The organism is Jeotgalicoccus coquinae, from assembly GCF_014207425.1.
Taxonomy (GTDB): domain Bacteria; phylum Bacillota; class Bacilli; order Staphylococcales; family Salinicoccaceae; genus Jeotgalicoccus; species Jeotgalicoccus coquinae.
Genome location: NZ_JACHFF010000004.1, coordinates 105,456 through 128,913, shown reverse-complemented (window position 1 = coordinate 128,913; position 23,458 = coordinate 105,456). Strand labels below are relative to the sequence as shown.

At 42.3% G+C, this 23,458-nt stretch carries 28 protein-coding genes; 21 read left to right on the top strand and 7 right to left on the bottom strand.

The features are described 5' to 3' along the window. Positions 1-20 precede the first annotated feature (20 nt). Positions 21-170 carry a hypothetical protein gene (locus HNR41_RS10875; RefSeq protein WP_184284590.1) on the top strand — a complete coding sequence of 50 codons (150 nt, stop codon included), beginning with the start codon at positions 21-23 and terminating at the stop codon, positions 168-170. 58 nt (positions 171-228) lie between these two features. Here HNR41_RS10875 and HNR41_RS10870 read toward each other — a convergent pair whose 3' ends face one another. Beyond that, positions 229-606: a VOC family protein gene (locus HNR41_RS10870; RefSeq protein WP_184284588.1), complete on the bottom strand. Its 378-nt coding sequence runs from the start codon at positions 604-606 to the stop codon at positions 229-231. Between the two features lie 138 nt (positions 607-744). On the opposite strand from HNR41_RS10870, the gene HNR41_RS10865 reads away from it, so the two are divergent. The 10 genes from HNR41_RS10865 to HNR41_RS10820 all read left to right on the top strand — a co-directional run bounded on the left by HNR41_RS10865 (position 745) and on the right by HNR41_RS10820 (position 10,768). Beyond that, positions 745-1,482, top strand: a complete 738-nt coding sequence (locus HNR41_RS10865) for a methionine ABC transporter ATP-binding protein (RefSeq protein ID WP_184284586.1) — start codon at positions 745-747, stop codon at positions 1,480-1,482. Then, on the top strand, positions 1,475-2,161 hold the full coding sequence (locus HNR41_RS10860) for a methionine ABC transporter permease (protein WP_184284584.1): 687 nt from the start codon (positions 1,475-1,477) through the stop codon (positions 2,159-2,161). Before HNR41_RS10865 ends, HNR41_RS10860 begins: the two co-directional genes overlap by 8 nt. A gap of 15 nt (positions 2,162-2,176) precedes the next feature. After that, complete coding sequence (locus HNR41_RS10855; RefSeq protein WP_184284582.1) at positions 2,177-3,001, top strand: MetQ/NlpA family ABC transporter substrate-binding protein; 825 nt, start codon at positions 2,177-2,179, stop codon at positions 2,999-3,001. Continuing rightward, positions 3,001-3,831, top strand: a complete 831-nt coding sequence (locus HNR41_RS10850) for a MetQ/NlpA family ABC transporter substrate-binding protein (protein WP_184284580.1) — start codon at positions 3,001-3,003, stop codon at positions 3,829-3,831. Before HNR41_RS10855 ends, HNR41_RS10850 begins: the two co-directional genes overlap by 1 nt. 106 nt (positions 3,832-3,937) lie before the next feature. After that, complete coding sequence (locus tag HNR41_RS10845) at positions 3,938-4,894, top strand: AAA family ATPase (protein ID WP_184284578.1); 957 nt, start codon at positions 3,938-3,940, stop codon at positions 4,892-4,894. Then, positions 4,884-6,092, top strand: coding sequence for a DUF58 domain-containing protein (locus HNR41_RS10840; RefSeq protein ID WP_184284576.1), 1,209 nt, complete (start codon positions 4,884-4,886; stop codon positions 6,090-6,092). The genes HNR41_RS10845 and HNR41_RS10840 overlap by 11 nt, the downstream gene beginning before the upstream one ends. Continuing rightward, the gene (locus HNR41_RS10835; protein WP_184284574.1) at positions 6,089-7,285 is read left to right on the top strand and encodes a hypothetical protein; all 1,197 of its coding nucleotides are present in this window, start codon (positions 6,089-6,091) and stop codon (positions 7,283-7,285) included. The genes HNR41_RS10840 and HNR41_RS10835 overlap by 4 nt, the downstream gene beginning before the upstream one ends. A gap of 93 nt (positions 7,286-7,378) precedes the next feature. Beyond that, positions 7,379-8,530 (top strand): hypothetical protein, encoded by a 1,152-nt coding sequence (locus tag HNR41_RS10830; protein ID WP_184284572.1) that lies wholly within the window; start codon positions 7,379-7,381, stop codon positions 8,528-8,530. An 18-nt stretch (positions 8,531-8,548) separates the two neighbouring features. Beyond that, positions 8,549-9,775 (top strand): metal-dependent hydrolase family protein, encoded by a 1,227-nt coding sequence (locus HNR41_RS10825; protein ID WP_184284570.1) that lies wholly within the window; start codon positions 8,549-8,551, stop codon positions 9,773-9,775. Between the two features lie 99 nt (positions 9,776-9,874). Continuing rightward, positions 9,875-10,768: a YitT family protein gene (locus HNR41_RS10820; protein ID WP_184284568.1), complete on the top strand. Its 894-nt coding sequence runs from the start codon at positions 9,875-9,877 to the stop codon at positions 10,766-10,768. A gap of 40 nt (positions 10,769-10,808) precedes the next feature. Here the strand turns inward: HNR41_RS10820 and HNR41_RS10815 are convergent, their stop codons facing one another. From HNR41_RS10815 to HNR41_RS10790, 6 genes are read right to left on the bottom strand one after another with little or no spacing between them, the layout of a single operon-like run. Continuing rightward, a complete protein-coding gene (locus HNR41_RS10815) occupies positions 10,809-11,579 on the bottom strand; it encodes a class I SAM-dependent methyltransferase (RefSeq protein WP_184284566.1) in 771 nt (256 codons plus the stop codon). Positions 11,580-11,620: 41 nt separating this feature from the next. Next, positions 11,621-12,160: a hypothetical protein gene (locus HNR41_RS10810; RefSeq protein WP_184284564.1), complete on the bottom strand. Its 540-nt coding sequence runs from the start codon at positions 12,158-12,160 to the stop codon at positions 11,621-11,623. Further along, positions 12,160-12,786, bottom strand: a complete 627-nt coding sequence (locus tag HNR41_RS10805) for a lysophospholipid acyltransferase family protein (RefSeq protein WP_184284562.1) — start codon at positions 12,784-12,786, stop codon at positions 12,160-12,162. Before HNR41_RS10805 ends, HNR41_RS10810 begins: the two co-directional genes overlap by 1 nt. A 9-nt stretch (positions 12,787-12,795) precedes the next feature. Then, on the bottom strand, positions 12,796-13,734 hold the full coding sequence (locus tag HNR41_RS10800; protein ID WP_184284561.1) for a phosphatidate cytidylyltransferase: 939 nt from the start codon (positions 13,732-13,734) through the stop codon (positions 12,796-12,798). Further along, on the bottom strand, positions 13,734-14,336 hold the full coding sequence (locus HNR41_RS10795; protein WP_184284559.1) for a CDP-alcohol phosphatidyltransferase family protein: 603 nt from the start codon (positions 14,334-14,336) through the stop codon (positions 13,734-13,736). Before HNR41_RS10795 ends, HNR41_RS10800 begins: the two co-directional genes overlap by 1 nt. 32 nt (positions 14,337-14,368) lie before the next feature. Further along, positions 14,369-14,797 carry a GNAT family N-acetyltransferase gene (locus tag HNR41_RS10790; protein WP_184284557.1) on the bottom strand — a complete coding sequence of 143 codons (429 nt, stop codon included), beginning with the start codon at positions 14,795-14,797 and terminating at the stop codon, positions 14,369-14,371. 152 nt (positions 14,798-14,949) lie between these two features. Between HNR41_RS10790 and HNR41_RS10785 the strand changes: the two genes are divergently transcribed. The 10 genes from HNR41_RS10785 (at position 14,950) to purK (ending at position 23,419) form a co-directional block, all read left to right on the top strand. Next, positions 14,950-15,375, top strand: coding sequence for an SRPBCC family protein (locus HNR41_RS10785; protein ID WP_184284555.1), 426 nt, complete (start codon positions 14,950-14,952; stop codon positions 15,373-15,375). A gap of 34 nt (positions 15,376-15,409) precedes the next feature. Next, the gene (pxpB, locus tag HNR41_RS10780; protein WP_184284553.1) at positions 15,410-16,138 is read left to right on the top strand and encodes a 5-oxoprolinase subunit PxpB; all 729 of its coding nucleotides are present in this window, start codon (positions 15,410-15,412) and stop codon (positions 16,136-16,138) included. Then, positions 16,128-17,117 carry a 5-oxoprolinase subunit C family protein gene (locus tag HNR41_RS10775; RefSeq protein WP_184284551.1) on the top strand — a complete coding sequence of 330 codons (990 nt, stop codon included), beginning with the start codon at positions 16,128-16,130 and terminating at the stop codon, positions 17,115-17,117. Before pxpB ends, HNR41_RS10775 begins: the two co-directional genes overlap by 11 nt. A 4-nt stretch (positions 17,118-17,121) precedes the next feature. Then, positions 17,122-17,541, top strand: a complete 420-nt coding sequence (locus HNR41_RS10770; RefSeq protein ID WP_184284549.1) for an acetyl-CoA carboxylase biotin carboxyl carrier protein — start codon at positions 17,122-17,124, stop codon at positions 17,539-17,541. A gap of 3 nt (positions 17,542-17,544) precedes the next feature. After that, entirely contained in the window at positions 17,545-18,891 is a 1,347-nt protein-coding gene (locus HNR41_RS10765; protein WP_184284547.1) for an acetyl-CoA carboxylase biotin carboxylase subunit, read from the top strand. Between the two features lie 12 nt (positions 18,892-18,903). Continuing rightward, the gene (locus HNR41_RS10760) at positions 18,904-19,668 is read left to right on the top strand and encodes a LamB/YcsF family protein (RefSeq protein WP_208454859.1); all 765 of its coding nucleotides are present in this window, start codon (positions 18,904-18,906) and stop codon (positions 19,666-19,668) included. 15 nt (positions 19,669-19,683) lie between these two features. After that, positions 19,684-20,895 (top strand): NRAMP family divalent metal transporter, encoded by a 1,212-nt coding sequence (locus HNR41_RS10755; RefSeq protein ID WP_184284546.1) that lies wholly within the window; start codon positions 19,684-19,686, stop codon positions 20,893-20,895. 8 nt (positions 20,896-20,903) lie between these two features. After that, positions 20,904-21,671 (top strand): putative hydro-lyase, encoded by a 768-nt coding sequence (locus HNR41_RS10750; protein ID WP_184284544.1) that lies wholly within the window; start codon positions 20,904-20,906, stop codon positions 21,669-21,671. Positions 21,672-21,822: 151 nt separating this feature from the next. Beyond that, positions 21,823-22,305, top strand: coding sequence for a 5-(carboxyamino)imidazole ribonucleotide mutase (gene purE / locus HNR41_RS10745; RefSeq protein ID WP_184284542.1), 483 nt, complete (start codon positions 21,823-21,825; stop codon positions 22,303-22,305). After that, complete coding sequence (gene purK, locus HNR41_RS10740; protein ID WP_184284540.1) at positions 22,292-23,419, top strand: 5-(carboxyamino)imidazole ribonucleotide synthase; 1,128 nt, start codon at positions 22,292-22,294, stop codon at positions 23,417-23,419. The genes purE and purK overlap by 14 nt, the downstream gene beginning before the upstream one ends. Positions 23,420-23,458: the final 39 nt, after the last annotated feature.

Below are 23,458 nucleotides of genomic sequence, written 5' to 3'. Positions count from 1 at the left end.
TTTCACAAGGAGGAACAAAAATGATTATATCTGATAAACTTACAGCAGAAGTTCGTATGCAGGAATACAAAGAAGTTGCGTATAATAATTCAATTCTAGCAGACAAAAAAAGAAATGAGAAAATTAAGCGTCCATTTTTAAACAAACTGATCAGCGCGCTATCTCTCTAATAACAACAATATAAATAAAGACGCCATTCCTGAAGAGAGAGGAATGGCTTTTTTGTGTTTAAATTAAGTTTAATTGCCACGATACACCAAATTGATCCTGAATCCACGCATAGCGTTTACTCATGTTATAGTCATCCAGCGGAATGTGGATAGCTCCATTTTTCTTCAGTTTTCTGTAAAGCAGTTCAATTTCATTTATATCTTCACATTCAATATAAACAGACATACTCGGTGTAAATGTAAATTCAGACGGAACGTCCGAATCGCGCAGCATCAGGTGCATATTCCCGATACGGATAATTGCCTGCTGTATTTTATTTGAGTTTGTATAGTTCACCATTTGAATAATATCAAATTGATGGAACACCTCTTTATAATATTCAAGTGCTTCAAAAGCACGTCCTTCAAACGTCAGGAAGGGCATTGCCGCTTTCATTTTATTTTCCCCCTTTACAACTGATATAGTATTGTTTATCATTTTATGAGAACAGAGTGATACAGTTTGGAACTGTTACATATCTGACCTTATTATAACAGTTTTACTGCAAAGTAATTTTTAAATAGGAGGCTTTAAATGATTGCGTTAGATAGTGTTGTTAAGCAGTATCAAGGTCAAAATGGACCATTCAGCGCCTTGAATAATATATCTGTTCACATAAAAGAAAGTGAAAAATTCGGTATTATCGGCGAAAGCGGATCGGGTAAATCGACGCTTCTCAGAATGATTAATGCATTGGAAACACCGGATAATGGAACAGTTACAGTTGACGGAGAGGATGTCAGCAGCCTGTCAGCGAAACAGTTAAGACTGTATCGTAAAAAAATCGGGATGATCTTCCAGCAGTTCAACCTGCTGAACAATAAAACAGTCCTTGAAAACATCATGCTGCCTTTAAAGCTCCATAAATTTGAATCTGCTTTAGATGTCGATGAAGTACTGGCATTTGTCGGTCTCAGCGATAAAAAAGACAGCTATCCTGGACAATTATCAGGCGGACAGAAACAGCGTGTCGGTATTGCACGGGCTTTAATAACCAATCCTAAAATTCTGCTCTGTGATGAGCCGACGAGTGCACTCGATGAAAAAACAACTGACGAGATTGTCAATGTTCTGAGACGAGCACACGAAGTTTACGGTATGACTATCGTTGTTGTGACGCATGAACTGAATGTAATTAAACAGTTATGCGACAGAACTCTCGTTCTCGAAGCAGGAAGTATTATGGATACAATCGATATAAAACCGTCATCTCATATAATGTCGGAAGCCTCTTATTATGACCGTGTAGTGGAGGTGCTGAAAAATGATTGAGATAATATCACTGTATTTTGAACGTGTTGCAGAATACTGGCCGAGTCTTTTGAAGAGCTTAAATGAAACAGGGATAATGATGGGCTTTGCAATGGTGGCGGCAATAGTGCTTGGACTGCCGCTTGGAACACTGCTTTATTTAACCGATGAAGACAAGCCTTTACATAACAAATTTATATATCATACAGCAAACGTATTCGTAAATATTATCCGGTCATTTCCGTTTCTGCTGCTCGTTATTGCAATGCAGCCGCTGATCCGTGAAGTGTACGGGAGAGCGACAGGAGATCCTGTTGCAGCATCATTCCCGCTGATGGTAATTGCGATTGCACTGTACGCACGTTTTGTGCAGCAGTCGCTTCTTGATGTACCAAAAGGTGTTGTTGAAACAGCACAGGCGATGGGAGCATCAATTCCGCAGCTCGTGTACCGTTTCTTATTCGTTGAAGCGAGAAGTTCTTTAATTATCGGCTTCTCCACAGCGTTTGTAAGCTTTATATCGTATTCGACAATCATGGGAGTTGTCGGCGGCGGAGGTATCGGTGACTTTGCAATCCGGTACGGTTATCAGCGCTATGAAACAGACATTATGTACACAGCAATCGTCATAATTATTATCTTCGTACAGATTGCCCAGTGGTTTGGTCTGTGGCTAGCCAGAAAAATTGATAAAAGATAAAAGGAGATTAGTATTATGAGCAAAAAGTATTGGATGGGAAGTATTTTAAGTGCTTTTGTATTAACTCTTGCTGCTTGCGGCGGAGAAGAAAATGTGGAAGAAGATACTGAAATTACAGTCGTCGCACAAACAACACCGATGACAGATATTGTTGAAATCGCAGGAGAAGCAATCGAGGAACCTTATACGGTTAAACTGGTTGAAGTAGCGGACAATATTCAGTACAACGAAGCAGTGTTTAACGATGAAGCTGATGCGAGTTTCGCTCAGCACGAACCGTTTATGGAGCAGTTTAATGCAGAAAGTGATGCAGATTTAGTGGCGATGTCAGAAATTTATAATGCGATTGTCGGTTTCTATTCACCGGTATATGACTCAATCGATGAACTTGAAGACGGTGCTGAAGTTGCCATTCCAAGCGATCCGACTAACGAAGCACGTGCATTGATGATTCTTGATGATGCGGATATTATTACACTGGCTGACGGAGTTTCATTTGAAGCTTCTGTTGATGACATTGAAGAAAACCCGAAAGATCTTCAGTTTACACATGTTGACCTGCTGAATTTAAGTGCATCATATGAAGACGGTATTCCTTTAGTGTTCAACTATCCGACTTACATTGAGCCAATCGGTTTAACGCCGGAAGATGCAGTGCTGCTTGAAGATGACGATGAAAACACATTTGCACTCCGTGTTGTTGCACGTGAAGGCAACGAAGATTCAGAGAAGATTGAAGCATTGAACAAAGCATTTACTTCCCGGGAAGTTTACGATTTCCTCGATGAACTTTCCGGCAAGGGGCACCTTGAGCCTTCATTTGAACCTGGTGAAGAATAATGAAGAAATTTTTACCTTTCTTTCTTATTGTGGTAATGATGCTTGCAGGATGCGGAAATAAAGATGAGAGTACAGCGGCTGAAGAAGATACACACATTATTATTGCATCTCAGTCAGAACCGCTGACATCGATGGTAGAGGTTGCAGCGGAAGTGATTGAAGAACCATATACGATGGAACTGCTCCCGGTTAACGATAATATCCAATACAATGAAGCGACATTTAATGATGAAGTTGACGGCAGTCTGTCACAGCATGAACTGTATATGGAAGGATTTAATGAAGAAGCAGGAGCTGATCTTGTTGCAATACAGCCGGCATATATTTCAAATGTAGGTTTTTACTCACCTGTCTATGATTCAATCGATGAAATAGAACAGGGAGCGGAGGTTGCGATTCCAAGTGATCCGCCGAATGAAGCGCGCGCACTGCTGATTCTGGACAGTGCCGGACTGATCACACTGGCTGAAGACACAGGAATCGATGCAGCAGTATCGGATATTGTGGAAAATCCGAAAGACCTCCAGTTTACACCTGTCGATCTGTTCAACTTAACAGCGGCATACGAGGATGGTGTTGAACTGGTGTTTGAACATCCGAACTTAATTGCGAATATAGGGCTGTATCCGAAAGATGCAATTCTGCTTGAAGATGAAGACGAGAAAAGATTTGCCTTCCAGCTGGTAACGCGTGAAGGCAAAGCAGATAGTCCTAAAATGCAGGCGGCAAAACGCGCGCTGGCATCTCAGGAAGTTTACGACCTGTTAATGGAAGAAGCTGAAAATGAGATGTTTACACCGGCGTTTGAACCTGGTCAGCCTGCAGAGTAATTTTTAATGAAAGCACCGAGTTTGACCTCCCTTACTCGGTGCTTTTTTATTTTGTTCAAATATTGTTATAATTAAGAAAACTTATACGAAACAAGGGGGATTTTGAATGACAGCGGCAGAAAAACTTAAGCAGTTCAAAGAAGAAATAGGGAAAGTAATTATCGGGCAGGATAAAGTGATGGAACTGGTGTTTATCAGCCTGATTCAGGAAGGTCATATATTGTTTGACAGTGTGCCGGGAACGGGGAAAACGGTATTGTCAAAAGCTGTGGCCGGAACGGTGGACGGGGATTTCTCACGTATTCAGTTCACACCTGATGTGCTGCCGACGGATATTACAGGAATGAATATGTATAATCTAAAAACGCAGAGTTTTGATCTGAGAATGGGACCGGTCAAAACTAATATTCTGCTTGCCGATGAAATTAACAGGGCAACACCGAGAACGCAGTCGGCGCTGCTGGAAGTGATGGAAGAACGTCAGGTGACGATAGACGGGGAGCGGGTAAAACTCGATGATTTATTTATCGTGCTGGCAACGCAGAACCCGATTGAATCGAGACAGGGGACTTTTGACCTGCCTGAAGCGCAGATGGACCGCTTTTTAATGAAGATAACACTCGGTTATCCGAAACGGGAAGAAGAACTGAAAATGCTTGATGTACATAAAGAGAAAAAGAACATTGAAGTAAACCCTGTATTTACACGTGCTGAAATTATGGCACTCAGGGAACAGGCGGCTGATATTCGTATTAATGATACGGTCAAGGAATACATAATAGATATTGTTCAAAAAACGAGAGAGCATAAACATGCTGTGCTTGGTGTGTCTCCGAGAGGCGCACTCGGATTAATGCGCGCGGCAATGGGAGTTGCGCTGATTAATAACCGTGACTACGTCACGCCCGAAGACGTGAAGTATATTGCACCGTATGTGCTCGCACACCGGATTGTACTTAATATAGAAGGAATGACACTTACGACGGAACAGGCACTGATAGAGGAGATTTTAAATGCAACGGCTGTGCCGGTTGAATTTGGAGTGAGCCGGGATGAGGTATAAATACGACTTCAGTGAAACGCAGACAGCTTCACTTTTTATGGTAATTACATCAGTGCTGATTATTTTTGATATCTTTTACGCAGCGACATTAAATATTTATATCGTCTTTATGCTGGGTATTGTGCTGGCATGCATAATGCTGAACAGACTGTATGAACGGAATGTTATGAAGCATCTGCATATCGATATTATTAATGATGAAGTCAGGCATTATAAAGGTGAGTCCGGAGTGCTGAAAATACGTATTGCTCAAAAAGGTATCATGCCGGTATTGAGTGCGTCCCTAACAGTGACAGCTGGAAATGATATTAGATTTATCAACGATCAGGCGCTGAAAATCCGTCAGCAGACAGAAACGACTGCTGTTTTTACAGTACTGCCGAAAAAAGAAACTGTGATTGAAATTCCCTATACAGCAGCAAGACGCGGCGTGAGTTATATCGTCGACAGCCGTATCAGAATTCCGCGGATATTCGGATTCGGGCATATGGATTTAAGACAGGTCGGTCCTGCCAGGCATGAAATTATGATTTATCCCGATAAGTATGCTGTTCATAATGAAGCGATTAAATTCAAAATAGCTCAGGGCCTGTTTAAAAATAATGAATCGCTGTACAATGATCCGCTCTTAACACTCGGCAACCGGGAATATATGGAGATGGATACATTCCGGGATATTAACTGGAAACAGTCGGCCAGAATAGGAAATCTGCAGTCTAAAATTTACGAGAAAACAACCTATACAGAATGGCTTATACTTATTAATCTGCGCTCGGAATCAGTTTTTGCTCCGCCGGGAAATATTGAACGGATATTTGAGAAGCTCAGCTTTTTGACAGGAGAAATCGCAAAAGAAGACATTACGTACAGTCTGATTGCAAACATGAAAACTTTTGATGAAGGCAGTTATTTCAGAATCGATGAACTGAACGGACTCAGAAGCTACAGACCGGTGCTTGAAGCACTCGCAAAAATTAAAACCGTTACTTTTACGATTGCATTTGAACGGTTTTTAAATCACGTGAGACTGTACGAAAAAGTACCGTCCCATATTATTGTTACAGGAGAAACGGACGAACTGATCGACAGGGAACTCGAGTACTTTCTGCACCGGGGTATTACGATTTACCAGCTTAATGATAATGGACTTGAAAGATACGGGAAAAGTTCAGGTACAGTCAGGGCGGTGGGGGAATGAATAAGATGAAGTACTATTCGATGTTTGTTTTTTACTTTATCGTGGAAATGTTTGTGCCGGTGTTCATCGGTGTTCTGATTAATATTCATAACACTTCATCAGGCAGCAGTTATCTTTTACCGCTGATTATTGTCTTAATCGTGATGCTTGCTTTAAGTCATTTTATTGCAGACAGATTCAGTTTGTCAGCTGTATATATTCTCGTGCCGATTGGAATCGTTATGTTAATGGCGACCGGATCATACTGGCTGACTGCATTTTTAGTTACAGGATTTGCAGTCTGGACACTTGAACAGCTGCACGACAATATAAATAATCATTATAACGACAAGATGCTGGTCATTATGTTTGTCCTTCTTATAATTATTAACATGATAAACTCACCTGTATTGCAGACGAATCAGCTGCTCATTCATTTAATCTCCCTGGGTATGTTTGTCTTTTACTTTCCCGGCAGAATAATTATACTGATGACCGGGAGCGGCTATGGTGTGTTCCCGCGAGCGAGAATATTTGTACTGGCAACAGTTCTTCTTCTTAGTGCGGCAACATTATTTACAGGCGTTTATAAATACGTTGTATTCGCAGTGCAGACGATATTTATCTTTCTGCTTAACGGCTTTATCATGATGCTGAGACCATTCTTCTCATTTTTAGAGACTGTGGAATTCAAGTTCCCTGATATGGAACAGGAGCAGATGGAAGTGAATGACGACGGTGATGCAGTAAACGACACGTTTGAAAGTACAGCTGCGGTCAGTGAAGTGCCTGTTATGACTATTTTAGCCGTGCTTGCAGCAGCCGGTATTGCGGTGTTTTTAATTATGTACTTTAAGAAACGAAGCCGTCCCGGAAAAGTAAGTGCTGAAGACCAGACTTATAAAACAACTGTAGCGGAAAGTACATCTGAAAAAAGAAAAAATTCAGGTGTATCAGCGCCGGACAGCAGAGTGAGAAAGCAGTATTATATGTTTGAAAAATGGCTGGCTGAAAGAGATCTCGGACGCTATCACGGTGAAACTATTGATGAGTGGGCAGGGAGACTGAATCTTGGGCACGGCGTAAACAAAGTAATGCTGGAACGGTATAAGCGTTACCGTTATGACAGCCGGGAAATGTCGCAGGACGAGTTCATAGAATTTAAAGAAATGATTAAAAAATTTAAGCGTACAATAGACAGTAAGAGCAGTTAAGTCAGAAAATTCCCACTATGTAAACGTAATCATATTTAAATATTGTTTGAATTGTCGTATAATTCAAACATTACCTTAGAGGGGGAAATCAATATGATTGAACAACCAATAGTGGCAACTGTCATGCTGTTCGCGTTACTGGCACTTGGTGAAGTGATTTCGATTTATTCGAGAGCGCGGATACCGATGCTGATGACAGCAATGGTCGGCTTCTTATTATTAACATGGACAGGGATTTTCCCTGAGAATATTTTGGAATTATCTACGCTGCCTGCACTTGGTGCTTTATTAATCGGGCCGCTTATTATACATATGGGGACATTAATGCCTTTAAGTATATTGAAAAAGCAGTGGAGAGCAGTAGTTATTTCGCTCAGCGGATTACTTGGTGCACTGGCTTTAGTTCTGTTAATCGTCCCTGCAGTGTTTGACTTCGAAACTGCAGCGAGCGGTGTCGGTCCGATTTCAGGTGGTGTTGTCGCACTGCTGATTACGACTGAGAAGTTAACGGAAATAGGGATGACCGCATTAATTGTTGTCCCTGTACTGATTGCAGCATTCCAGACACCAATCGGTATGCCGTTAATTTCATTCTTCCTGAAACGCTACTCAGGTCATTTTGTCAGTACAACAAAAGCGACAGCTGAGGAAATCGAAGCTCAGAATGAAGAAGAAAAACCTGTAAGATTCAATCTGTTAAAAAACAATATCATATTACTGTTTACAGTATTCGTACTGGCGGCAATTGCTACAGTGTTGAGTGAGTGGACGGGCATACACTTTACGCTGTTCTGTCTGCTGTTTGGTATTTTAATGCTGAACGGAAGACTGTTTCCGCAAGGTGTGCTTGAGAAATCAAACTCATTCAGTTTTATGATGGTTGCGTTAATCTTCGTGATTATCGGAACAATGGGAGGCATTACGCCGCAGGACGTTGTGAATAACATTCCGGCAGTACTGTTAATTTTAGTCTGCGGTGTCAGCGGTCTTGCGCTTGGTGGATTTATCGCGTCAAAAGCAGTGGGCTGGCATCCGTTTAAAGGAATGCCGATTGCGCTGACAGCACTTGTCGGTTTCCCTGGAGACTACATTATTTGTGAAGAAGTATCGCGCAGTACAACAGACAATAAGGTCGATCAGACACGCGTTTTTAATGAAATTGTGACACCGATGCTTATCGGAGGATTCGTCACAGTAACAGTCGCGTCGGTCGTTATTGCATCATTTGTTATGGGAATGTTATAGAAAAGGAGATATTTTATAATGAGTAAACTAATCGTAAAAAATATAAATTTAATTGACGGCAGCGGTGCTGACGTTCAGAAAAATGTAACGGTCGTTATTGAAGACGGCCGTTTTACACAGATTGGAAGTTCTGTAGACGAAGAAGGTGCAGAAGTAATCGACGGTCAGGGGAAATACATGCTGCCGGGTATGATTGATACACACGTGCACTTATCGACAGAATTTAAACCGCTGTCAGACCGTGTTGCAACGCCATTTTCATATCTTTTTTATGAAGCAATTCAGTATGCAGAAAGAACAATTAATGCAGGTGTAACAACGGTAAGAGATGCACTCGGCAGCCCGCTTGGATTCAAACAGGCAATCAACGACGATATCATTGCCGGTCCGCGTATGCAGGTATCAATTAACGCGCTGTCAATTACAGGGGGACACGGTGACGGCTATAACTATTCAGGTATCGATCTTGGACTGGTCAGACCGTATGAAGGGATGCCGGACGGGATTGCTGACGGCGTTGAAGAAGTACGCAAGAAAACCCGCGAACTGCTTCGTGCCGGCGCTGATGTTATTAAAGTCATGGCGACAGGCGGTGTTTCAAGTCCGACTGATCACCCGCAGTTTACACAGTATTCACTGGATGAATTAAAAGTTATCGTTGAAGAAGCACAGTTTAGAAACGGTGTGAAAGTCATGGCGCACGCACAGGGACTTGAAGGAATTAAGAACTGTGTTAAAGCAGGCATTCATTCAATCGAACACGGTATTTATTTAGACGATGAAGTGATTGAGAGAATGATAGAAAAAGGAACGTATCTTGTCCCGACACTGCTTGCACCGGTATCGGTTATTGAATTTGCTGATGAACTTGGAATTTCTGCAGTCGGTCTGCAGAAATCAAAAGAAGTCATGGAAGACCATAAAGCGAGTTTCAAAAAAGCCTATGATGCAGGCGTGAAAATTGCAATGGGTACAGATGCAGGAGTATTTAAACACGGTACGAACCTGAGAGAACTTGAACTGATGGTGGAATCGGGAGCAACGCCGATGGATGCTATCGTCATTTCTACGAAGAATGCCGCTGAATGCATGGAGATAGAAGACCTTGGTCTTGTTAAAGAAAATTACATTGCGGACTTTATTTTAACTGACAGCAATCCGCTGGAAGATATCGGTATCCTTAAAAATAATGACGAAATTAAAGTCGTCGCAAAAGATGGTAAAATATTTAAGAATATATTATAAAGAATTAAGCTGTCCAGAGGGCGGCTTTTTTCATGCGTTGAAAGATGTGTTAAAGTAATATAACATAGAAAAAGTACAAGCACTCAAAGGGGGATATGCATGAAAATCAGAAAAGCTTTAAAGAATACCCGGTTCGAAAAGATAAAACTGTCATTTAACTCACAATTTACCGTGCAGACGTTAATTAACGTTCTGACCATCATCGTAGGATCGTTTCTCTTCGCTATCGGTGTAAACAGCTTTATGATTGCAGGAAACCTTGGTGAGGGCGGCTTCATCGGTATTTCGATTATTTTATTTTATGCCTACGGTATACCGACAGCACTGTCTAACTTAATTATGAACTTCATCATACTTATCGTCGGCTTTAAATTTTTAGGCAGACGCTCTATGCTGTATACAATATTTACGATTCCGATGACATCACTTGCCTTATGGGTGACGGAATCATGGCAGATACAGACTGATGAAATTTTAATCAATACAGTATTCGGCGGACTGTTCATCGGAATGGGTATCGGTTTAATTATCCGTATCGGTTCAACGACAGCAGGAACGACACTGCTGGCCAAAATGGCAAATAAGTTTCTCGACGTCAACGTCTCATATGCATTATTGTTCTTTGACTTGATTGTAATTACGATCGGACTGACGGTAATGTCACTTGAACAGGTGCTTCTGACAGTTATTGCATTGTACATCGCAACGAAGGTTATGGACTTTATTATAGAGGGTATGAACCCGAAAAAGGCAGTTACGATTATCTCAAGGGACCCGGATCTCCTGGCGAACTTAATCAATACGAAAATACATCGCGGTGTTACGATTTTAGACGGACACGGTTATTATTCAAAAGAAGAAAAAGACATATTGTTTGTTGTTATTAATAAATCACAGCTTAACCGTCTGAAACGACTTATTAAAGCGAATGACGATCAGGCGTTTGTCGTGGTGCACGATGTAAACAGTGTACTCGGGAACTATCTGATTTAATATATTAAAAATCTGCATCTCAACTGAGATGCAGATTTTTTTATCGTTTAACGGCTTTTAACAGTACAGCCTCTCCCAGGAACGATTCGATTTTGCCGTTACTCTCATGTATGCGGAACTTATGTTTTATATCTTCATCAGCGTTGAGCATAATACTGTTCAGATTTTTAATTTCCGTATCTGTTAAATGCATGCGTGTGCACCAGTCGTCAAATTCAAAACGTTTTTCAAAGCGGTGCATTTCAAAAATCTCGAAGTTTTCCATTTCGAGCATCTGGAACCATTCGGTTTTCTTCCAGGCACGGAAGTGACTGAAATCTCTCAGCTTTTCAATTTTATTGTAGAAATCATCAAATTCATCTTTTTCCGGAGCGGTATTGTCATTCAGCAGGAAATGCCCGCCGGGTTTAAGCACACGGTAAACTTCCTTTACGAATTCTTTAATGTTCGGGAAGTGGTGAGGTGCGATACGGCAGGTGACAATATCAAATGTATCATCTTCAAACGGCATATTTTCAGCATCACCCTCAACGAAATCTACATTGGAGTGACCGTTGCCTTTAATAAACTTCCCGGCGGAGGCAAGCATTTCAGGAGTGAGGTCAAGAGCAGTTACATGGCGGACAAGCGGTGCAAGAGCATTTGCAGTATGTCCGCCGCCTGTTGCGACGTCCAGGGCAATGTCTGACTCATCCGCGTGTGCCATTTCTATTAAAGTATTTAAATCACTGCCAAGACGGTGTATTTTACTGCTGACGTAAGAATCGGCACTGCGGCCGAACTGGTGTTTAACATCCTGTTTATTATCCATTTATTTCATCCTTTAATACTTATTTTAAGAACGAGATTTCATTAAAACGGACTGTGTATGCTGAAGTAAATGACATAAACAATCATCCATACACAGAGCCAGATGATAATTTTTATGCGCGCTCCCAAAGTTTTAAAAATATAATTGGATAGTACATATGCAATCGAAGACACGATTATAAATCTCAGCAGTCTTGACGGAACTGTAAACAAAAGGAACAGAGCAATTCCTGTATATTCCGGTGCAGCCGCAGCAAACAGTTTATACGGTACACCAAAGAGCGGACCGGTAATCAGCGCAGTAAATGTACTGCCGGCCATTGTCCGGTGAACATGTTCAATCATATAGCCGTGAACTGCGGGTATGCCCATCATAAATGCTTCTGCCTGTTCAGCGTTAAAGCTGCTCCATATAAAAATCCCGGTGCCGCCGATCACCGCACCGGTAACGGCGACAGCGTTCGCATACAGTACATATTTAAATTTTTTTATTTGGAGTGCGTAAAGCGACAGAATAACATCCGGGATAATAAAGAACCATACTGCTTCACTGAATCCCCATATAAAAATCAGTATCATCATTACCATTCGTTAAAGTGTCCTTCCTCCTGCAGCGTGTCCATCCGTTCGTTCAGTTCAGTCATAAAATCATTGCGGTTATCCGTATAATAAAATTTATCACCGACAAAAATATCGATAAAGAACGGCACAAAAACAAATGAACCTTTTGGTAATGCTTTACCCAGTCCGTGAATGAACAACGGTACAATCGGCACTTCAGGTTTTTCACGCATCAGATAATATATACCGCTTTTGTACCTGCTGAGCTGTTCAGCTTCTCCACGGGAACCTTCAGGGAATAAAATGATAATGCCACCGTCATCCAGCGCAGACAGCACCGGTTCAAACATTCCTCTGAAATCGCGTGTCATTTTCCGTTCAATCGGAATAATGTTCATCACTTTCGTTGAGAAGAATGCGAGAAATTTATTCTTCATAAAATAATCTCCGGCAGCGACCGGACGGACTTTTGAAAAACTTCTGCCTCTGAAAAGAGACATCAGGACCAGCGTATCGAGATGACTGTTATGATTCGCAATAATGACGCACGGGCCTTTATCCGGGAGCTTATCCCTGCTGCGGATATTCAGTCCGAGCACAAACAGAATAATTGGTCTTACTAAAATAGCAAACAGCATATTTTTCATAATCATCACCTAAAAGTAGAAGTATCTCGTAAAGTGGAAAAACAGCGGTGCTGTATAAGTCAGTGAATCAACACGGTCGAGAATACCGCCGTGTCCGGGAATAATAGCTGATGTATCTTTAATATTCAAGTCGCGTTTTAATGCAGAGATATTAACGTCACCGATAAATCCAGTCAGTCCGATATACAGCCCGGCAATAATACTTGCGAAAAGCGAGAAGGGTGTAATCAGCGGAGCCAGAATAACGGCTAGGACGGTCGTTGTCAGCACGCCGCCGATAAATCCGGCCCATGTTTTATTCGGTGATACTTTCGGAATAATTTTCTTTTTTCCGAGCATCTTGCCCCAGATGAACTGTGCAACATCATTCGCCTGTGTCAGTACGACTAAAAACAGCACAAGTCCGGCACCGGCGATGCTGTTTTCACGACCCGGCAGCACGAGCAGGAAGGCGAGATGCGACAGACCGAAAACCATCAGCATAACTCCCCATTGCACCGTTGCGATAGAACGGAGGAAATTTTTCGTTTCCCCGACGATAATCGCCTGAATCGGAATAAGCAGGAACATATACACAGGTATGAACACGATAAACATACCGTACCATCCAAGATAAATTAACAGGAACTGAATCGGAATTGTCATATACGCCCAAAACAGTACGAGACGATGGGCACGGTTAAACGGAATAAGTGAAAAATATTCTTTCAGCGCAAGGAAACAGAGCAGTGCCATAAAGATCAGGGAAATGGTCGAGTGAATAACGAGAGCAAATGTAAAGATGATAAACATTACCCACCATGAACGGATACGCATTTCCACTTCTTTCAATCCGTCCGAATTATTTTTTCTCTTCATTAGTTTAGTAATGATTGTTGAGAAGACGAGTACACAGACAATGCCAATCAGGACGTAAAGTACTTCATCTGTCAGTAAATTAATATTCATCAGTTTTCCCCCAGTCCGCCAAGTACGCGTTTATAAATATTAACCGCTATTAAAAGTGAAGCGACAATGAAGATTATATACAGATACGGTTCAAGCGGTACGCCGAACAGAATGAGTACTGAAACAGCACCGATTAAAAAGGCGCGGTCGCTCTTGCCCATCGGTCCGTCGTAACGCCGTTCTCCCGATGTGACTTCAGCGAGTACCCCGGCCATCTCACTGATAATGGATAAGGAGATAAAAATTATTACACCCGTCGGAAAAATTTGAGTAATAAAGATAAAAGGAATGAGCAATGCAGTATCACTGATGACATCGGTGAGTTCATTTAAAAACTTGCCGAGTCTGCTCTGCAGATTGAATTTTTTTGCCAGTACGCCGTCAATCGCATTCATTGCCATCCGGACAAACATAAAGACGGGAAGCACTGCATATATCCATGAGGATTCAAAATTAAAATAAAACAGCACACCTGTAATTATTGATAACAGGCATGCTGATACGGTCACCTGGTTAGGGGTGACATTATGTTTGTGAAGATAATTGACGAAGGGCATAAGCATCTGCTGGAATTTTGGTTTCAATTCATAAATGCTGATCATTTAAAATCACTCCAATATTCTATAGCCGGAAGCTAGTATTTAATTTTCCGATCAAGCAGATACAATATAATACTGTCGTTTTCTGCGAGAAGTTTAAAGCCTTTATACTGCAGCCATGTCTTGGAAAAAGATGTGCGGTAATGTCCGTGTGAAAGTATGTATATTTTACTGACATCCGCAGCTGTATCTAAATATGCATCGAGCAGTTTTGAACCGATTCCCTGTGTGGGACAGCCGGCATGCATAACGATTTCTGCAATATACTGGTTTATATTTCCGTCTCCGTTTGAACGAATAATACCGACCAGCCGATCCTGGTCACGAGCTGTAATACAGTAATCTGAATTTAAAATGCTCTTATAAAGTTCATCATAATCAGTATAAAGTCCTTCGTCTCCGGATGTGTAAAGTTCGACAATGTCTTCCAAGGACATGTCTTTACCGGTTGAAATAGTAACCATAGTTCACCCCGTGTCTAATATAAGTACCTTATTATAACAAGAATATTCTGACATTGAAAGATGCTGTCGGGTTGTTTATAATTATAATTGTATACGGTTTCAGGGAAAAGTGAAACGGCAAGTCAAATACTTGGGGAAACAGGGTGGAGTACATGGAACTTCAATTATATTTTTATCATCAGGAAATAGATAAAACACCTGCGGAGATTTTCAGGACAATTGACAGCGATGAAGCGCTGTTAAAGGGTATTGAAAAGTTAACGGACATTGAATACATCGGCGGTGCTTTAAATTCAAGAGAAGCGGGTACGAGAGGAATATTGAGATACGGAAATTCTCCTGTTGAAATAGAAATTACAAGCTATACAAAGAACAGAAGAATTGATCTTAAGATGGAAATCACAGCAGGAACATTAATAACGATGTTTAATATAGTACCGGTTGAAGACCGTTCGGAAGTTACAATCTCAACGAAACTGCTGACTGATTCACCGGCGACTTTCGCTGTGTATGCACTGAAAATTCCAAGAATCAAAAAACAGTTCAACGAGAATATGAAGAGGCTGGATGAAAACTAAGAGCTTTATGCATTGATCGGAAGGGGAAACGACTATGGAAGTGAAACAGTATTCAGAGGATTCGCTGACGATAAATTTAGGCAGCGAGGTCGATGAGGAAATCAACCGGCAGCTTGTACAGCTGAAGTCGGCTGTATCGGAGCTCGATCTGGAAGGCATCACAGATATCGTTTTATCTTATACGAGTCTGATTATTTATTTTGATGTACTTAAAGCTGATTCAAAGAAAATATCAGAAGCATTAAGAGGGCTCAGCCTGGATGAGCTGGAAGACCGGGAATATGCATATAAAGTGGTTAAAATCCCCGTATGCTACGGCGGCGATTTTGGACCGGATATCGGGCTGTTTAAAGATAACGGTCTTACGCCGGAAGAAGTAATCGATATGCACAGCAATACGGAATATCTTGTATATATGCTTGGATTTATGCCGGGATTTCCGTTTCTCGGAGGGCTCAGCGAGAAGCTCTTTAAAGCGAGACTGGACTCACCGAGAACGAGCATTCCGGCAGGTTCAGTAGGAATCGGCGGACGGCAGACGGGAATGTATCCGTTTGATTCACCGGGCGGATGGAATCTGCTGGGCAGAACACCCGTACCGCTGTACGACAGCAACCGTGAAGATGCGATTCTTTATGAAGCGGGGGACAGAATTATTTATACGCCGATTGATGAAAAAGAATACTGCCGCATAAAAGAAGCGTATGCGAAAGGTGAATATACTGTGGAAGTGGAATCGAGGGGTGAAGAGAATGGCGCTTAAAATTATAAACCCGGGACTCTTTACGACGGTTCAGGATCTCGGGCGGTACGGCTATGAATCATACGGATTTACTCCTGCTGGTGTAATGGATTATGAAAGTTATTATCTTGTAAACGCACTGCTCGGCAATGATAATGACACTGCTGTTCTCGAGATGACATTATACGGTGTAACATTTGAAGTGCTGCACAGCACAAGCATGGCAACTTCCGGTGCATCGATGGAACTGACAATTAATGATGAACCGTACGATACGGGAACTGCAATTGATCTGATTAAAGGAGATATCGTGAAGTTCGGCGGAGTTGAAAAGGGTGCGCGTACATATGCAGCGTTCAGCGGCGGACTGGACCTGCCGGAGGAACTCGGCAGTTATTCAACGCATACGAGAAGCAGCATGGGCGGTTACAAAGGACGTGTCCTGAAAGCCGGAGACGTTTTACCTGTTAAAGGCAGGACTGTTGAGCACAACTTCCCAAAAATTGCGAAGGAACCCGCGGAAGGTAATGAAATACGGTTTATTCCGGGACAGCAGCATGACCATTTTGACACTGCAGGGAAAAGTATTTTTACAAACAGTGAGTATACAGTCACAAAAGACAGTGACCGTATGGGCTGCAGACTCGACGGACCTGCAGTGGAATCGTCGGATGACGACGATATTCTGAGTGAACCGACTCAGTTCGGCAGCATTCAGGTACCGAAAAACGGCCAGCCTATTATTCTGCTGGCAGACCGCCAGACAGCCGGCGGCTATAAAAAAATCGGTACGGTCGCAAAAGTGGACCTGCCTAAAATTGCCCAGAAAAAACCGGGAGAGAAAATTACATTTACCGAAATCAGTGTTGAAGAAGCGGCAGGACTTTACAAGGCCAGTCTGTCAGCACTGACTGACGGTACTCATATTGAAACTTCAGTTAAATTTAATAATGCAAGACGGCGGGATGCATTAAGTATTGCGCAATTAATAGGAGGCTAATGCGATGAATTACGAAGAAATTAAAAAACTGGTTAAATTATTAAAAGATGAAGACCTTGCCGTACTCAGCGTCTCGGATAACGATACGCATATTCATATTGAACAAAAAGACGGGGGAGCTGTTGCAGGGGAGAGCACACCGGCTGCTGCACAGCCGGAAGAGAAGTCTTCAGGTCTGATTGAAATTACAGCAGGACAGATCGGAACGTTTTATAACCAGAAAGATGAAAACAGCGAAGAAACATTTGTTTCAGAAGGCGATAAAATTTCTAAAGGAAATCAGATCGGCTTTATCGAAGCGATGAAAGTTTTCAATGATGTGAAAAGTGATGTCTCAGGGACGATTGAAGAAATTGTTGTTTCAAATGGAGATGCTGTTGAATTCGGCGACGTGCTGATTCGTGTGCGTCCGGAGGAGGCATAACAGATGAGAAAGGTTTTAATTGCGAACCGCGGTGAAATTGCCGTAAGAATTATCCGTACGCTGAAGGAAATGAATATTGCGAGTGTCGCAGTCTACTCAAGCGGAGATAAGGACAGCCTTCATGTTGCGCTTGCCGACGAAGCTTACTGCATCGGGGGGCCGAAAAGTGCAGACAGTTATTTAAATATCGACAACATTCTGCAGGCGGCATTAATGAGTAAGGCGGATGCGGTTCATCCGGGTTACGGGTTTTTATCGGAAACACCTGAATTTGCTGAACGTACTGAAGAACTTGGATTAATATTCATCGGACCGTCACCTGAAACGATGGCTAAGATGGGGAATAAATCGATGGCGCGCCAGACGATGGAAGGAGCAGGAGTACCTGTTATTCCCGGCAGTGACGGTATCGTTGAGTCCAAAGCTGAAGTGAAGGAACTTGCAGCTGAAATTAAATATCCGGTAGTGATTAAAGCAGTGTCAGGCGGGGGCGGCAAAGGTATGCGCTTTGCCCACAGCGATGAAGATGTGGACAAACTGTATGATGAAGCGAAAAAGGAAGCGAGGAGCTCTTTTAACGATGACCGTCTGTACGTAGAGAAATACATTCCCGAGGCACGTCACATTGAAATACAGGTAATTGGTGACGGCAGAGGCGGAGCAATCCACTTATTTGAGCGGGACTGCTCGATTCAGAGAAACAACCAGAAGCTTCTTGAAGAAGCACCGGCAACTATTTTAAGTGATTCAGAACGTGCTGAAATTACGGAAACGACGCGTCAAGCAGTTGCAAAACTTAACTATCGCGGTGCGGGCACAATCGAATACTTATATGTTGCAGAAGAAAAACGATTTTACTTTATTGAAATGAATACGCGTGTGCAGGTGGAACATACTGTGTCGGAAGAAGTGACCGGTATCGACATTATTAAAGCACAGATTAACGTGGCATTTAACAGTGAAATCGGAATCAGTCAGGAGGAAGTGAAACTTTCAGGCCATGCAGTTGAAGCGCGTCTGAACGCGGAAGATCCGGAAAACCGCTTTATGCCTTCTCCGGGTAAAATTGAGAAACTGCATTTCGGACAGGGCAGAAATGTCCGTGTGGATACGCACATTTACCATGGCTATTCGATACCGCCGTATTATGATTCAATGATCGCCAAAGTTATCGTTAAAGCAGACAATCGTGAAGATGCACTGTTTAAACTTAAGCTTGTACTGGGTGAAACGGTGATTGAACCGATTAAGACGAATCTGGATTTCCAGTATTATCTTCTCGGTCATCCGAAAGTTTTAGCGAACGATTACGATATTAAGTTTATTCATATAGAAAATATTATTAAGTAAAGGATGATTTAATTGAGTAAATTAACGATCGATTTAAATGCAGACCTCGGAGAGAGTTTCGGGAATTATAAAATCGGCAGCGATGAAAAAATTATTCCGCTCATTTCATCAGCGAACGTCGCATGCGGATTTCATGCAAGTGACCCTGCAGTGATGATTGAAACGGTTAAACGTATTAAAGAATCCGGCACAACAGGTCTTGGTGCACATCCCGGATTCCCTGATTTAATGGGATTCGGACGCCGTTATATGGAATTATCGGATGACGAAGTGCATAGTATCATGCTGTATCAGCTGTCGGCACTCGATGGAATTGCACGTACATACGGGCTTGAACTGAATCACGTGAAGCCGCACGGTGCGCTTTACAACGCAACATTTAAAAATGAAAATCTGGCGCGAGTTATTGCACAGGCGGTTAAAGATTTTAATCCTAAATTAAAATTAATGGGGCTTGCAAACAACAATCTTGTAAAAGCAGGACAGAACATCGGTCTTGAAGTGGTCAATGAAGTATTTGCAGACCGCGCATACGAAGATGACGGCACTCTTGTTTCCCGCAGTAAAGAAGGGGCAATGATTACTGACAGTGCTGCTGCAACAGAGCGTGTGGTCAGAATGATCACAGAAGGCAAAGTGGAAAGTATTAATGGAAAAGATGTAGATATTCAGGCAGACAGCATATGCGTTCACGGTGATGGTGAAAAAGCATTGGAATTTGTAAAAGAAATCAGAAACCAGCTGGAAGCGCAAGGGATTTCTATCGAAACGTTATAATTAAGGGGTGCAAGTATGGAAAATAAACCGAAAATAACAGCCGCGCAGCGCAGACTGCTGTTCGGTGCAGTGTTCCTGATGGCAACATCTTCAATCGGACCTGCATTCTTAACACAAACAACGGTATTTACACAGCAGTTTATGGCGAGTTTCGCCTTTGCTATCGTAGCATCCATCGTTATTGACATCGGTGCGCAGCTGAACATCTGGCGCGTGCTGTCAGTCAGCGGAAAACGCGGACAGGATGTTGCAAACGAAGTATTCCCGGGACTCGGTTCATTCGTGGCCGTACTGATTATTATCGGGGGATTCGCATTTAACATCGGTAACGTTGCCGGTGCAGGACTCGGTTTTAATGCTATTTTCGGCTGGGATGTAAGAGTCGGTGCGGCGATCACAGGTATCTTCGCAATTATTATATTCCTGATTAAAAACGGCCGGGCAGTGATGGATATTGTCACACAGGTACTTGGTGTACTGATGATCGGTATCGTCGCATATGTAATGATTATTTCAGAACCGCCGGTTGCTGAAGCGGCGAAACGTGCTGTTCTTCCGGAAGAGCCGTTGACGATGCTTCTGCCGATTATTACATTAGTCGGTGGAACGGTTGGGGGTTACATTACTTTTGCCGGTGCTCACCGTTTAATTGAAGCGGGGATGACAGGGGAGAAAAATCTGCGTTTTGTGAGCCACGCAGCCAATTGGGGAATTTTAACTACAGGTATTATGAGAGTACTATTGTTTCTTGCGGTACTCGGTGTGCTGAGTCAGGGTGCAGTTTTATCAGAAGAAAACCCGCCGGCGTCAGTATTTGAGTTCGCATTGGGTGATATCGGAATGAAAATATTCGGTGTTGTGCTTCTTGCAGCCGCATTATCTTCTGTAATCGGTGCAGCTTATACAAGTGCAAGCTTTATGCGTTCATTCAATAAAGTTTTTGACCGTTACAACAACATTGTCATCGTTGTATTTATTGCGACATCGACATTAATATTTCTGTTCGTCGGACGTCCGGTGACACTTTTAATTCTGGCAGGTTCTTTCAACGGTCTGATTCTGCCGATTACACTTGGTGCAATACTTCTGGCATCACGCAAAAAGAGCATCGTCGGAAATTATCACCATCCGACATGGATGATAGTCTTTGGAATAGTCGCAGTAATCGTTACATTAATTGCAGGAGTACTGTCACTGCAGGGTCTTGCAGACTTATGGAATGGATAGGTGATTAGATGAATACCGAGAGTATCAGAATGGCGATAAGAACAGGGGAACATACCGGGCCGACATCGGGAATTTCCGGTGATAAAGTCCAGGCGAATCTTGCGATACTGCCAAAAGAATATGCATTTGATTTTCTGTTATTTGCAATGCGCAATAACAAGCCGGTTCCGATTATCGAAGTACTGGAAGCGGGAGAGTTTGTCAGCAAATATGCAAAGAACTCGGACATCCGTACAGATGTTCCGCTGTACAACATTTATAAACATGGTGAACTAACAGAGACAGTCAGCGATATTACAAAATACTGGCGGGATGATTTTGTCACGTTTTTAATCGGCTGCAGCTTTACATTTGAACAGGCAATACTGGATGCGGGCATTAATATTAAGCATATTGATGAAGAGCGTAACGTTGCAATGTATAAAACAAATATTGAAACTGTTCCGGCAGGTATCTTTTCAGGTGAAACTGTCGTATCAATGCGTCCCTTCAAAAAGGATCTCGTTGATAAGGTAACAAGTATTACAAATGAATTTCCAGGCATGCACGGGGGACCTGTGCATGCGGGAAACCCGGCAGACATCGGTATAGAAAATATCAATATTCCTGACTACGGTGATGCGATTGAAATTGCGCCGGACGAAGTTCCGGTATTTTGGGCATGCGGTGTCACACCTCAAAATGTTGTGCTGAATGCAAAACCGGAAATTTTAATCAGCCATGCTCCGGGACATATGTTTATTACGGATATTAATAATGAAGAGTACAAAGACTGAGAACCGGGCATTTGCCCGGTTTTTTGTGCTTTACAGAATAAAACTGCTTAAAAACGGACGATAAACATAGGATTTTAAGTATTGACATTTAATATACGTACATTATAATTAATATCATAACTAATGTTCGTTAAATAGGAGTGCATACAACATGACAGTAGGTATTATTATGGGCAGTTCCTCGGACTGGAGCACGATGAAGCACAGTGCCGAAATGCTGGACTATTTTGGAATCAGCTATGAAACAAAAGTAGTCAGCGCGCACAGAACCCCTGAAATGATGGTGGAATACGCTAAAAATGCAACGTCAGAAGGCATTGATATTATTATTGCCGGTGCCGGCGGTGCAGCGCATCTTCCGGGAATGGTTGCATCATTGACACACGCACCTGTAATCGGTGTGCCGATTGAATCCAAATCTTTAAAAGGAATGGATTCACTGTTATCAATCGTCCAGATGCCTGGTGGAATTCCTGTTGCCACACAGGCTATCGGTATACCGGGGGCTAAAAACGCAGGATTGCTTGCAGCAAGAATGCTGGCAGTATCTGATAAACAGGTTTTTGAGAAGCTCGGAGAATATACGGAAAGTCTGGAAAAGAAAGTTGAGGATATGCAAAATGACCTTAAGTAAACGTTTATATCCGCCGGCTGTCATTGGTATTATCGGCGGCGGACAGCTTGGGAAAATGCTTGCCCAGAGTGCCCAGAGAATGGGTTACAAAGTTACAGTGCTGGATCCTTCGGAAGACGCGCCTGCACGAGCTGTCTGTCACACTTTTATACACGCTGAATTCAGTGATGAAGAAGCACTGATTAAACTAAGTGTCATGTCTGATGTTGTCACTTACGAATTTGAAAATATAGATGCTCATATTTTAAGAAATCTTGTCTCGGATTATTATGTGCCTCAAGGTGCTGAGACCGTACTGACACTGCAAAACCGTACGACTGAAAAAAATGCAATCAAAGCATCGGGAGCAGCGGTTGTTCCGTTTGAAAATATCTCATCAGGAGATGATGTCAAAACTTTTGCAGATAAACATTCGTACCCGTTAATAGTGAAGACGACAACCGGCGGATACGACGGTAAAGGACAGTATTACCTTGAGTCGGAAGCGGATTTGGCTGATGAGAATATTCCATTTGAAGATACGGAGTTTATCGTCGAGAAATATATAAATCTTGAAAGAGAAGTGTCACTGACTGCGGCAAGAAGTGCAGGCGGAGAGATTACGTATTTCCCGCTGCAGGAAAACCTTCACCGCGATCAGATTTTATACCGTACGATTGCACCTGCAAGAGTGAATTATTTTGACCAGGCAAAAGCTGAAGCGGAAAAAATTATAGATGCGATGCTGTTTGTCGGCGTATTTACAATCGAGTTTTTCATCGATAAAGACGGTGAGCTCTATGTTAACGAAATCGCACCAAGACCGCATAACTCGGCGCATTATACTATCGAAGCATGCAATATCAGTCAGTTTGATGCACATATTCTTAGCGTAACAAACCAGCCGCTGCCTGAAGTTTATCAGCACAAAGATGCAATCATGATGAACCTGCTCGGTGAAGACTTAGATCGTCTGGACCTTGAATTGTTTGATTATTCGGAATGGAACGTTCATTTATACGGGAAATCGGACCGCAAGCCGGCGAGGAAAATGGGACATGTCACAATACTGACTGATGATATAGATGAGGAACTTGTAAAACTTAAAAAGAATTTTGAAAAAGAATCACAATAACAGATAACCGGTACTAATTTGACGCACTGTTTGAAACGC

Bases quoted from the DNA above. Each gene is read 5' to 3' on its own strand.
- HNR41_RS10875 (WP_184284590.1), top strand. From the start codon at position 21: ATGATTATATCTGATAAACTTACAGCAGAAGTTCGTATGCAGGAATAC.
- HNR41_RS10870 (WP_184284588.1), bottom strand. From the start codon at position 606: ATGAAAGCGGCAATGCCCTTCCTGACGTTTGAAGGACGTGCTTTTGAA.
- HNR41_RS10865 (WP_184284586.1), top strand. From the start codon at position 745: ATGATTGCGTTAGATAGTGTTGTTAAGCAGTATCAAGGTCAAAATGGA.
- HNR41_RS10860 (WP_184284584.1), top strand. From the start codon at position 1,475: ATGATTGAGATAATATCACTGTATTTTGAACGTGTTGCAGAATACTGG.
- HNR41_RS10855 (WP_184284582.1), top strand. From the start codon at position 2,177: ATGAGCAAAAAGTATTGGATGGGAAGTATTTTAAGTGCTTTTGTATTA.
- HNR41_RS10850 (WP_184284580.1), top strand. From the start codon at position 3,001: ATGAAGAAATTTTTACCTTTCTTTCTTATTGTGGTAATGATGCTTGCA.
- HNR41_RS10845 (WP_184284578.1), top strand. From the start codon at position 3,938: ATGACAGCGGCAGAAAAACTTAAGCAGTTCAAAGAAGAAATAGGGAAA.
- HNR41_RS10840 (WP_184284576.1), top strand. From the start codon at position 4,884: ATGAGGTATAAATACGACTTCAGTGAAACGCAGACAGCTTCACTTTTT.
- HNR41_RS10835 (WP_184284574.1), top strand. From the start codon at position 6,089: ATGAATAAGATGAAGTACTATTCGATGTTTGTTTTTTACTTTATCGTG.
- HNR41_RS10830 (WP_184284572.1), top strand. From the start codon at position 7,379: ATGATTGAACAACCAATAGTGGCAACTGTCATGCTGTTCGCGTTACTG.
- HNR41_RS10825 (WP_184284570.1), top strand. From the start codon at position 8,549: ATGAGTAAACTAATCGTAAAAAATATAAATTTAATTGACGGCAGCGGT.
- HNR41_RS10820 (WP_184284568.1), top strand. From the start codon at position 9,875: ATGAAAATCAGAAAAGCTTTAAAGAATACCCGGTTCGAAAAGATAAAA.
- HNR41_RS10815 (WP_184284566.1), bottom strand. From the start codon at position 11,579: ATGGATAATAAACAGGATGTTAAACACCAGTTCGGCCGCAGTGCCGAT.
- HNR41_RS10810 (WP_184284564.1), bottom strand. From the start codon at position 12,160: ATGATGATACTGATTTTTATATGGGGATTCAGTGAAGCAGTATGGTTC.
- HNR41_RS10805 (WP_184284562.1), bottom strand. From the start codon at position 12,786: ATGAAAAATATGCTGTTTGCTATTTTAGTAAGACCAATTATTCTGTTT.
- HNR41_RS10800 (WP_184284561.1), bottom strand. From the start codon at position 13,734: ATGAATATTAATTTACTGACAGATGAAGTACTTTACGTCCTGATTGGC.
- HNR41_RS10795 (WP_184284559.1), bottom strand. From the start codon at position 14,336: ATGATCAGCATTTATGAATTGAAACCAAAATTCCAGCAGATGCTTATG.
- HNR41_RS10790 (WP_184284557.1), bottom strand. From the start codon at position 14,797: ATGGTTACTATTTCAACCGGTAAAGACATGTCCTTGGAAGACATTGTC.
- HNR41_RS10785 (WP_184284555.1), top strand. From the start codon at position 14,950: ATGGAACTTCAATTATATTTTTATCATCAGGAAATAGATAAAACACCT.
- pxpB (WP_184284553.1), top strand. From the start codon at position 15,410: ATGGAAGTGAAACAGTATTCAGAGGATTCGCTGACGATAAATTTAGGC.
- HNR41_RS10775 (WP_184284551.1), top strand. From the start codon at position 16,128: ATGGCGCTTAAAATTATAAACCCGGGACTCTTTACGACGGTTCAGGAT.
- HNR41_RS10770 (WP_184284549.1), top strand. From the start codon at position 17,122: ATGAATTACGAAGAAATTAAAAAACTGGTTAAATTATTAAAAGATGAA.
- HNR41_RS10765 (WP_184284547.1), top strand. From the start codon at position 17,545: ATGAGAAAGGTTTTAATTGCGAACCGCGGTGAAATTGCCGTAAGAATT.
- HNR41_RS10755 (WP_184284546.1), top strand. From the start codon at position 19,684: ATGGAAAATAAACCGAAAATAACAGCCGCGCAGCGCAGACTGCTGTTC.
- HNR41_RS10750 (WP_184284544.1), top strand. From the start codon at position 20,904: ATGAATACCGAGAGTATCAGAATGGCGATAAGAACAGGGGAACATACC.
- purE (WP_184284542.1), top strand. From the start codon at position 21,823: ATGACAGTAGGTATTATTATGGGCAGTTCCTCGGACTGGAGCACGATG.
- purK (WP_184284540.1), top strand. From the start codon at position 22,292: ATGACCTTAAGTAAACGTTTATATCCGCCGGCTGTCATTGGTATTATC.